The 2,616-nt window shown below is 62.3% G+C and carries 2 protein-coding genes; both read left to right on the top strand.

The features are described from left to right. Window positions 1-220: 220 nt before the first annotated feature. Window positions 221-1,732 (top strand): IS21 family transposase, encoded by a 1,512-nt coding sequence (istA, locus tag H8B02_RS46730; RefSeq protein ID WP_229172438.1) that lies wholly within the window; start codon window positions 221-223, stop codon window positions 1,730-1,732. A 14-nt stretch (window positions 1,733-1,746) separates the two neighbouring features. Continuing rightward, window positions 1,747-2,499: an IS21-like element helper ATPase IstB gene (gene istB / locus H8B02_RS46725; protein WP_229172437.1), complete on the top strand. Its 753-nt coding sequence runs from the start codon at window positions 1,747-1,749 to the stop codon at window positions 2,497-2,499. Window positions 2,500-2,616: the final 117 nt, after the last annotated feature.

Below are 2,616 nucleotides of genomic sequence, written 5' to 3'. Positions count from 1 at the left end.
TGCGGATTCCGATTTATTCCGGCCGGGTATTCCGATTTGAAGCCGGCCACCGTTCCGAGATGAAGCCGGCCACCATTCCGAAATAAGACCGGCCGGCATTCCGATCTGAAGCCGGCCGGTTTTCTGGGAAGGCAGCGTTTTCGTTTGGGTCAGTCCCTCGGGCATCAAGTCCCTCGTTGATCAACGGGGGAAGCGGATGCCTGCCAAGCGAGAACTGACCATGCGACAGATACGACAAATGCTGCGGCTTGCCCGTGATGGGGTGAGCGCCCGGGAGATCGGCCGCACGCTCGGGGTGGCGCGCAGCACGATCCAGGACAATCTCAAGCGCGCCTCAGCTGCCGGGCTTACGTGGCCTTTGGCGGGCGATCTGACCGACGCCGTTCTTGAACAGCGCCTATTTGCCCACGCCGGCGTCAGGCGCGGCTTCCGTCGGCGCGTCGAGCCAGATTGGGCCTCGCTGGCCTGCGAACTGAAGCGGCCTGGCGTCAATCTGATGGTACTTTGGGAAGAGTACCGCGCGGTTCACCCGGAAGGATATGGCTACAGCCGGTTCTGCGATTTGTTCCGGGAGTTCGAGCGGCGCCTGTCTCCGACGATGCGGCAGGATCATCCGGCCGGCGACAAGGTATTTGTCGATTACTCCGGCAAGAAGATCATGATCGTCGATCGCGAAACCGGGGTTGTGCGCGACGCGGAGATCTTCGTCGCCGTGCTTGGCGCCTCGAATTACACCTACGCCGAGGCGACCTGGACGCAGACACTTCCGGACTGGATCGAGGCCCATGTCCGCATGTTCCGGTTCTTTGGCGGGGTGCCACGCCTGGTCGTTCCCGACAATCTGAAGTCCGGCGTCCACCGGGCTTCGTTCTACGATCCTGAAATCAATCGCAGCTACGGGATGATGGCGTCCCATTATGGCGTCGGCGTCCTTCCGGCACGGCCACGAAAACCCCGGGATAAGGCAAAAGTGGAAGCCGGGGTGCGTTTTGCCCAGACCTACATCCTGGGGCGGCTTCGCCGGCAGACCTTCTTCTCGCTGGTCGAGGCGAACGCGGCAATCGCCGCCGCGCTGGAGCGGATCAACGCGCACGTCATGCGCCGGCTCGGCGTTAGTCGTCGACAATTGTTCGAGACGGTCGAGATGGCTGTCCTGGCGCCGCTGCCGGATGCCGATTATCAGTTCGCGGAATGGCGCGTGGCCCGCGTCTCGCTCGATTATCACGTCGAGATCGATGGGTTCTTTTACTCTGTTCCCCACGGGCTGATCCGGGAGCAGGTCGACGTTCGCGCCACCACCCGGACCATCGAGTTGTTCCATCGGGGGTCGCGTGTTGCAGCTCACCAGCGCCGTTACGGCGGCCGCCGGCACGGCACCGATCCCGACCACATGCCCAGCGCGCATCGGCGTTACGCCGAGTGGACTCCCGAGCGGTTCCGTCGCTGGGGACGATCGATCGGACAAAACACCGAAGGTCTCGTCCTCGCCATCCTGGCCAATCGGCCTCATCCCGAACAGGGATTCCGGACCTGTCTGGGTGTGCTTCGGCTGTTCAAGGATCTCGATCCGGAACGCGCCGAGCTGATCGCGGCCCGCGCCATCGCGGTCCGCGCGCTGACCTACAAGAGCATTGCTTCGATCATCGCCAACAAACTCGACCGCAGCGCTCGCGCCACTGATGACGCGGTCGTCGACCATCCCAATCTGCGCGGCCCCGGCTACTTCCATTGAAAGGAAAACCCAGCATGCTGACCCACCCCACGCTTGACCTGCTGCAAAATCTCGGTCTCCACGGCATGGCCAAAGGCTTCAAGGAGCTTGATGCCCAGCCCGAAGCGCGCAGCCTCGAACATGCCGAATGGCTGGCCCTGCTCCTGGAGCAGGAGAAAACGCAGCGTCAGCAAAAGCGGTTTGAAAGCAGAGCTCGCGCCGCCAAGCTGCGTCATGCCGCTTGCGTCGAGGATGTCGACTACCGCGCTATCCGCGGGCTCGACCGCGCGCTCTTTCTAAAACTCGCCGCCGGCGACTGGATCCGGGCAAGACATAATCTTCTCGTCACCGGGCCGTGCGGCGTTGGCAAAAGTTGGCTTGCGTGCGCTCTCGGCCACAAGGCTTGTCGGGATGACTTCGCCGTTGCCTACCATCGCGTCCCACGTCTGTTCGCCGCTCTCGCACTCGGCCGCGCCGATGGACGGTATACCAAGATGCTGCGGGCGATCGCACGACTCGACTTGCTGATCCTTGACGACTGGGGACCAGAACCTCTCGACGCTGACCAGCGCCGCGATCTGCTCGAAATCGTCGAGGATCGATACGAAGCCCGTTCGATCATCGTCACCAGTCAACTGCCCGTCGACCGCTGGTACGAAATCATCGGAAATCCCACCATCGCCGACGCCATCCTCGATCGCCTCGTTCACAATGCCTATCGCATCGAACTCAAGGGAGAGAGCCTCAGGAAGCAGAAGCAACCCGCCCAAGACCAACCGGTCTCTTGACCTTCCCAGCCCTCAACGACATCATGAATTTGACCCATGCGAACGACGCCACGGGTGGCCGGCTTCAGATCGGAATACCCGGCCGGCTTCGAATTGGAATGCATGGCCGGCTTCGTT

It is taken from the genome of Bradyrhizobium altum (assembly GCF_020889705.1).
In the GTDB taxonomy this organism is placed as follows: Bacteria; Pseudomonadota; Alphaproteobacteria; order Rhizobiales; family Xanthobacteraceae; genus Bradyrhizobium; species Bradyrhizobium altum.
This window is presented reverse-complemented; position numbering and strand designations above follow the sequence as displayed.

Bases quoted from the DNA above. Each gene is read 5' to 3' on its own strand.
- istB (WP_229172437.1), top strand. From the start codon at position 1,747: ATGCTGACCCACCCCACGCTTGACCTGCTGCAAAATCTCGGTCTCCAC.
- istA (WP_229172438.1), top strand. From the start codon at position 221: ATGCGACAGATACGACAAATGCTGCGGCTTGCCCGTGATGGGGTGAGC.